4 protein-coding genes and 1 pseudogene are annotated in these 6,887 nt (G+C 38.7%); all 5 read left to right on the top strand.

The features are described 5' to 3' along the window. Window positions 1–210 (top strand): annotated as a pseudogene (locus ACFIKE_RS07515) (MFS transporter); the annotation flags it as partial. A gap of 213 nt (window positions 211–423) precedes the next feature. Next, window positions 424–1,098: a hypothetical protein gene (locus ACFIKE_RS07510; RefSeq protein ID WP_375649008.1), complete on the top strand. Its 675-nt coding sequence runs from the start codon at window positions 424–426 to the stop codon at window positions 1,096–1,098. A 10-nt stretch (window positions 1,099–1,108) separates the two neighbouring features. Then, complete coding sequence (locus tag ACFIKE_RS07505) at window positions 1,109–2,347, top strand: DUF2087 domain-containing protein (protein WP_375649005.1); 1,239 nt, start codon at window positions 1,109–1,111, stop codon at window positions 2,345–2,347. Between the two features lie 479 nt (window positions 2,348–2,826). Then, window positions 2,827–4,080 (top strand): MFS transporter, encoded by a 1,254-nt coding sequence (locus tag ACFIKE_RS07500; protein ID WP_375649003.1) that lies wholly within the window; start codon window positions 2,827–2,829, stop codon window positions 4,078–4,080. A 323-nt stretch (window positions 4,081–4,403) separates the two neighbouring features. Further along, the gene (locus ACFIKE_RS07495) at window positions 4,404–4,640 is read left to right on the top strand and encodes a hypothetical protein (RefSeq protein ID WP_375649000.1); all 237 of its coding nucleotides are present in this window, start codon (window positions 4,404–4,406) and stop codon (window positions 4,638–4,640) included. Window positions 4,641–6,887 lie beyond the last annotated feature (2,247 nt).

Here is a 6,887-nt window from a genome sequence, read left to right as displayed (position 1 = left end):
GAACAACGAAACAGTCAAATGCCTGCCTATATCTTCATCATACAGACATCCGTATGCCTTGGCTTTCTAGGAGCCGGCTTTGTAAAAGTGCATCATACCCAAAGCACACTGTTTATCATCGGCATCGCCACAATGATCGCAGGCATATTAGGTTTTATTGTGAACAGTGCCGTACAAAAAAAGAAACAGAGAGAATTTGATAATGGTTAGTGGACGAGGCGTTTTTCTCAAGCAAACCATACACCCCAAAAGGACATGACAATCACCGCCCTATCAAATCCCAATAAAATCCCTATCAAATCGTTGTATCCCATGCAACCCCATACCAACCCAATAGGACTTTGATAAACCACTCTTTAGTGTGGAAGAGCTAACAACCGTTCCCAAAACTTGATATTTTAAAGCAAAAAAAACGATAACATCATGCAACAAGATCCTATAGGCTTAAATTTTTACCATGGAACAGGTGGTTATGTGTGGCAACTGGCAGACTATATACGACATGACTTGAATGAAAACATCCACACGCTTGAATTGCAAAAACCAACGCCGCCCATAGCCATCAATTCTTTCGCTGTCTACCCAAGTGAACTCAATCCTTTATCACGCGTTCAATGGGCAAAAGATGTACAAATAATAAAAAACAAACCAGCACTCATTGGCAAACGGCAAATACAACCCATCACCATTGTTTCTACAAAAGGAGCGGCATTTGGCGGATTCGACTTTCCCACATTTGAAGCACTTCGTGAAAGCTGCATTGTCCAATCACTAAGAGAAATACAATTCTATAGTACTCTTCTTGCCTCTGGAAGTCTTTTGATATCACTGCTACGACACGGTCTCATCGAAACAGATCAAAAAGCATTTTCAGAAAATGATGCAACCGCTCTTTTACGAGAGCCAACATGTATTATCATAGATTCTTCTCTTGGCAGTCTTGCCATTAATCAACTCAATGGGCGTACAATCCGGCTTCATGAAAAAACAAAACATCTCTTGAAGCAAGCCACCACACCAATACGTATTCAATATCCGCTAGAGGATTCAATAAAGTTTTTTATAAAAGCAGGAATGCTACGATTGGTAAAATTATAAGGATAAAAAGATGCAGCTGATAAGACCTGGCATGGGAACAGAAAATAGTGCACAGCTCATTTATGCGCTTATTCAAATGGCAAGACCGCGCACAGTCATTGAAATCGGTGCTGGTGATAGTACGCGCTTGATTGCTAAAGCACTGCAAAAAGCAAAACAAGCATGGCAACAAGATAAAAAACTTTTAGAATCCTCCACCTGGGAAGAGCGCACAGCTTTGCTTGACCCTTCAGGAATCCTTGAGAATTACGAACCTCGGCTTATCACCATTGATGATTTTACAGTCGAAGGTCAATCAGCAGAAGAAGCATGGCAAAAACTGCTTCAAGACGGTATTGAAAAAGACATGGTAACATTTATCCATGAGAATTTCTTCTCTCTCGATGATGAAACGCTCAAATCTTGGGGACCAATAGATTTTGCTTGGCTTGATGCTGGTACTCCCGCAGATGATGTGCGATTTGTTATAACCCTTTGGGAACACATCACCGCGGGTGGTTATCTTTGTTTGCATGAACCAACCATGACCTCAACCGTTGCGCTTAATGGGGCACAGCGGGTGCGACGTGTCAGAACCCCTTTGTGGGAAGAAATTCTCTACCGGCTTGATGGCTCCTATGAAGCTTTAACACTCCCCGAAAACCACAAATATCGCCAAAGTGGTCTGGGGATTATTCGCAAACGCACCTCTGCGGAACAAATTGTACGCGCACAATCGCTACAAGCAGAACTCATAGAAATCAATGAACTGCCCATTCGAAATGATATTTTGCCCATGGGAAAAGAAGCACTTCACAAACGCAGCACACGCAATTCGCTGATCTCTGCCATGACCTCACCGACACTACGCGCTGTTTATGCCGCCATTATCCTTGGTGCAAAAAATCTTACTGATATCCTCAAACATGTCGATTCAGATGCCAAAACCATTCATAAATCCATCAATCGCCTTTTGAATCTGGGACTTATTCACAACACAACAGAAGGATTTCAAGCGAGAGATACATTATGGCAAGCGCTAGAAGAAAAAAATGAACGGAATAGGGAAAATTTAAGCGACCGCCATTTAGAAACAGAAGAGATGCTATCAAAAATTGGTGAAGCCTTTCAAAAGGAAAAAATCTATAGCGAAACGGAAGTTTCCAAGATATGCAATCTCTTTACGGTAGACTTTGCCCGATTACGGCGCACTCTTGTTGAGAAGGGGTTTTTACAACGCCATGGAGGCAAATATCAACGCATGCGCTAAAAGAGGATGAATAACCTTCCACTAAAAAAATATAATTTCATTAAAAGGTTATAAAATCATTCATCTCATTCATATGTTGACAATCTATGGAGCGGTTAGTACATCCCCTTCATAAAGGATACATTAGAGTAACAAGAATGCGGGGGAAAAACAAAAATGTGGGGTGTCAGTTGGTTATCAAATAGGATTAGAAACAGTCAAAACCATCAAGAGAAGATATGGGATCAAGGTCTCAATGACCTGACGATTATTGCGCGAACACCAAGGCATAGTGTTGTTGCTCAACCCAGATCATGCTCGATATTTCTAAAAACATCGTAGAAAAACAAAAAATAATATTCTTGCAGTGGACTGACCGGTAAATCAATAAAGATACTATTTCAACGAAATGTGTTCAGCGGAAACAGGGCTCATAAGACGTCCTCAACAGATACAACAAAATGTATTTGATCATTTAACAGCACTTCTATGGAAATTCCATGAGCAAAAATAAAATTCCTTTTTTCATCTATAGCGCAGTTTTTCTTTCTGAATTTTCCTTTTTCTTTGTACTCCCTCTGATTGGAAACTCTTCTCTCATAACTGCTGCCAATGTTGCTTTTTATCTCGCTGGATCAGTAATCCTTGAAAGCATTCTCATGGTAACCACAACGGGTTTATTAGAAAAATTTTCGCGTAAACTCTTAATGGCTACCGCCTTTATTTTAAGGAGTATTGCTTTTGTGTGCATTATCCTATCGCTTACACCTTCTGCATGGTTGATCTTTTTTACCTTAATGGCTTTTTCGAAAGCAATTTCCAAGCCATTTTTGAGAGAAATTTTATCAGAACATCTCAATGGAAGTACTCTTAAACGCGCATTAACTCTCTATTCTTTTTTTCAAAACGCTGCTGTCGTTATCGCCCCTCTTGTTGCAACGAGTGCCATAAAATATAACGCATCGACCTTCTTAACGGCTTTTTTTGCACTCATTGGTTTGTATCTTTGTGTTTTATCCATTCAAATTGTTTATCATTACCCCCATAAAAAATTATCTCTTGAAAAGAACAAAAAAATAAAGAAGCCTTTTCTTTCTTCTTTAAAAACAATAATACATAATCGTTCTATCACTTATTTGCTGGTCACGGCTTTGCTTTGTGCATTCCTCATGGGAATTTTCATCACCACCACAACACTTCTCAATAAATTTGACAGCAATCTCGCCCCTTATAGTGGAATTTTCTTTTCAATTGTTGGCATCAGTATTTGTATCTGGCAAGGAATAATCAATAAACATCTCAGCCTTTCTGATAAATCAACTTTCTACCTATTATGGCTTACGGGAAGTTTTGCTGCATTTTTCCTCATGGGTGGCGTCTTTACCGCTGTGACTGCGTTAATTGCCTACAGTGTCTATGAATCTGTCATGGTTCCAGAAATATACTATCAAGCAGGGAAAACAACTACATCCCTCTCTGCCAGTGTTCTTTTTAGTTATATTCTTGTTATTTCAAATATTGGCCAAGCTGCCGGCTCATGGACAAGTGGATGGATCATCAGCCATTTCAACAATCACATCGCTTTCACCTTTTGCATGATTGTTGGTATCTCCGCCTTTGCTTCTTGCCTTTGCCTCATGCAAACTAAAAAAAAAATAAGGAACTTCAATGTCACATATAATTTTTGCTACTGGGGGGCACAACAAGGGTGCCCAAAACACTTCGCCATAAATGGCTCAATTATGAGTTTGTAACACACTCTGCGGCAAAGAAGCTCGAAACTGTCTTTAAAGATTGCTCTGTAAACCCTATTGCCAATTGCCTCACAGCTTAAAGGATTATGGGGGGATTTTTATTTGCACATAAAATTTGTCGCCTTCTCAAAGTAACATATTATCCATTTGCCTCTATGGTTGATCTTGAGACTTTGAGTTCAGCTATCGAAGAATTTTCTATCGATACCATCATATGCCTGCCAAGTTTTGCGGATAAACTTATTACGATATCTCGGAAGCAAAAATTAAAATGTCTAAAAAACCTATTCTATCTTTGAGAAACCTTTCAACCTGAATCTGTGTTGAAAATAAAAGACATAATCCCTGAATTAGATATTAAACCCCTTAGCTTTACCACAAAAGAAACTTCTCCAATAGGATTCCAGTGTTCCGAGATTGATGGTGACATTTATCATCTTTATGATCACATTCAAGTAAAGTCAAATCCTGAAAATGATGAATTAATTGTCTCTGTTTTTTATCCTGAAGATGTACCATTACTTGAGCACGCCACAGGTGATGTTGTTCATATTGCATAGGATCAATCATGCGATTGTGGCTATCATGGCCATACCTTACACCTGAAAGGAAGAACACTAACTTTTTATAATATATTATGGGAACTTCAATTTCTGTACACGATTTTACAAATCTCTTAAATCTTCAAGGTTGCACTCTTTCCGCGAAAAACCATGCAACGCATTATAATCAATCAATTTGAAAACGGTGTTGGCGTTTTATTGTTTATTGATTCACGTTACGATATTGAAAGAAATACCCTTTTATCATCCCTCTCATCCTCTTATCTGATAAAAGACATTATCAATAAATCACAATTTTTCCATGTTTGCTTTATGCAGAAATCTCAATTTATTCGCTCCTCAAGCTCTGAAAAAATAAAATCCTTTTTCAAACGACTGAATATCCTATAGTGCTTGATGGTGATTTAGTAAAAATTAAATAAGCTAAGATTATAACTTCGTAGATAGGTTCTTCATTATCACTGGAATCTTACACATTTTTTTCCTTGCTCTTAGCGCAATAAGCCTTTCCATAAAAGCATTTCGAATAAAACAAAACACAACCTTTAAAGTAATTTGCACAAAAGTATATTTAAGGTAGGGTAAAAAATCATCTGATTTGTATCTCCTTGTACAGAGGACAGAGATAGACACCTTGCGCATAGATATGTGGTTAAGCTCACAGGAAAGGTAAAAGCGTAAAAGAGAACAGCACCTCTTTTAGGTTAGCTTCTTCGAGCCTTTTAAGTGCAAAAATTACAGAGCTTAAGTTTTAGTTGAACAAACCCTATTGTAAGGGTCAGGCTGTTAGTTATAAGGCATTATCTCAAGCTATTAGCTATTTAGTGCTCAATTTTTCACAGACGGTGATACCTCTGAACTTCTTTATTATAAAATTGCTGCAAGAATGTTCCGCCTGCTTTGAAAAGACAAAAAACATCCATAGCTGATCTCTAAGAGCATGCTTTTGTGTGGTGTAGCTTTACAAAAACAGCTTCTAAAAAAGCCCCAAGCCTATACAGCTAAAGGAGGGGATGTGAAGAAGTATTATCTTTTAAGGATTAAGGAGTATGGCTTTCTGGTAAAAATATCGTTCTAGCTCTATAACAGGTAGCCTCTTGAACGATGTGGAATAAGGAGCAAAAGAGATACAAGAACGCCCTTATTTTTCACAAGCTTTTGTTCTCTGAAGATTATCTAGTAAGACTTAAGCGCGCGCGCCCCATTCCCTCAGTATAGCCTTCTCTATAGCTTATAAAACCCAATATTCCTATAGCGAGATAAAATTTAATGATCACGCGCTCTATAACTTCCCCTCCCCACTTGCCAGCTTCCATTCAAACGTCAGTACCGATGGCTGCAAAAGCAAAAAGCCACCTCTTCTTTTTCTCACGCAGAAAACTTTTTCTCCATCACGCTCATTTCAAAAAGAGATCGCAGAAATCATCAATTCTTCAAAGAACATGCCATCCTAGAAGCGGCAAAAGGTGCTAGAGCAGATGGCCCAAGAGATGATGTGAGATATCCCTTTCAAAACAGATAGTACATTGCGCCAAGGATAGGGATATACAGCGTCTCATGGCTTTCTCAATTATGATTTATGTATGTTAGGATAGGTGTAAAGAAGCTTTTCTCTAGATGCTTTAACGATAAGAGAATGACAGCAGATACAGAACCACCCTTACGTTTTTTTCTGTCTGTTCCGATACACAAGTTAACAATCCTGATAAAAACCAAGATTCTACTGCAATGGATACATAACTTCTACTAGCAGCTACGGATGAACAAGAGCTTTTTTTTCAAGTTACTTTGAGAGGCATCAGAGAATTTTTGAGAGGAATCTAGGTTAAGCGCTATTTTTTGCACTCTATTGTGAACAAACAGCAGCAAGTGGCATGTCTATATGGGGCATTGCATTTTTTAGAGAGGGAATATTTTCAAGCCACCCCATCCCCTTGTCATATTTTTATAGTTTTTTAGGCAGTTTGTACGTTTTATTCTTCTTCCATAGTGCTCTCGCAATTTCTAAAAAGCCCTAAGCCTATACAGCTAAAGGGGGAAGTTTGAGTGAAGGGTTATTCTATAACATTTTCGCTTACGTACATTTTTATATTTTCACGTTCTACTATGGTTGCAGAGTGATGTTTAAATGTGATTTGATTTTTATGGAAGAATTAGTTTTGGAACATTGGTTGCGGGGGCAGGATTTGAACCTGCGGCCTTCAGGTTATGAGCCTGACGAGCTACCGGGCTGCTCCACCCCGC

It is taken from the genome of Bartonella sp. MU70NMGDW, assembly GCF_042194085.1.
In the GTDB taxonomy this organism is placed as follows: Bacteria; Pseudomonadota; Alphaproteobacteria; order Rhizobiales; family Rhizobiaceae; genus Bartonella; species Bartonella grahamii.
The sequence above is the reverse complement of the archived record's forward strand: the minus strand, read 5'-3'. Positions and strand labels throughout refer to the sequence as shown.

Bases quoted from the DNA above. Each gene is read 5' to 3' on its own strand.
- ACFIKE_RS07505 (WP_375649005.1), top strand. From the start codon at position 1,109: ATGCAGCTGATAAGACCTGGCATGGGAACAGAAAATAGTGCACAGCTC.
- ACFIKE_RS07510 (WP_375649008.1), top strand. From the start codon at position 424: ATGCAACAAGATCCTATAGGCTTAAATTTTTACCATGGAACAGGTGGT.
- ACFIKE_RS07500 (WP_375649003.1), top strand. From the start codon at position 2,827: ATGAGCAAAAATAAAATTCCTTTTTTCATCTATAGCGCAGTTTTTCTT.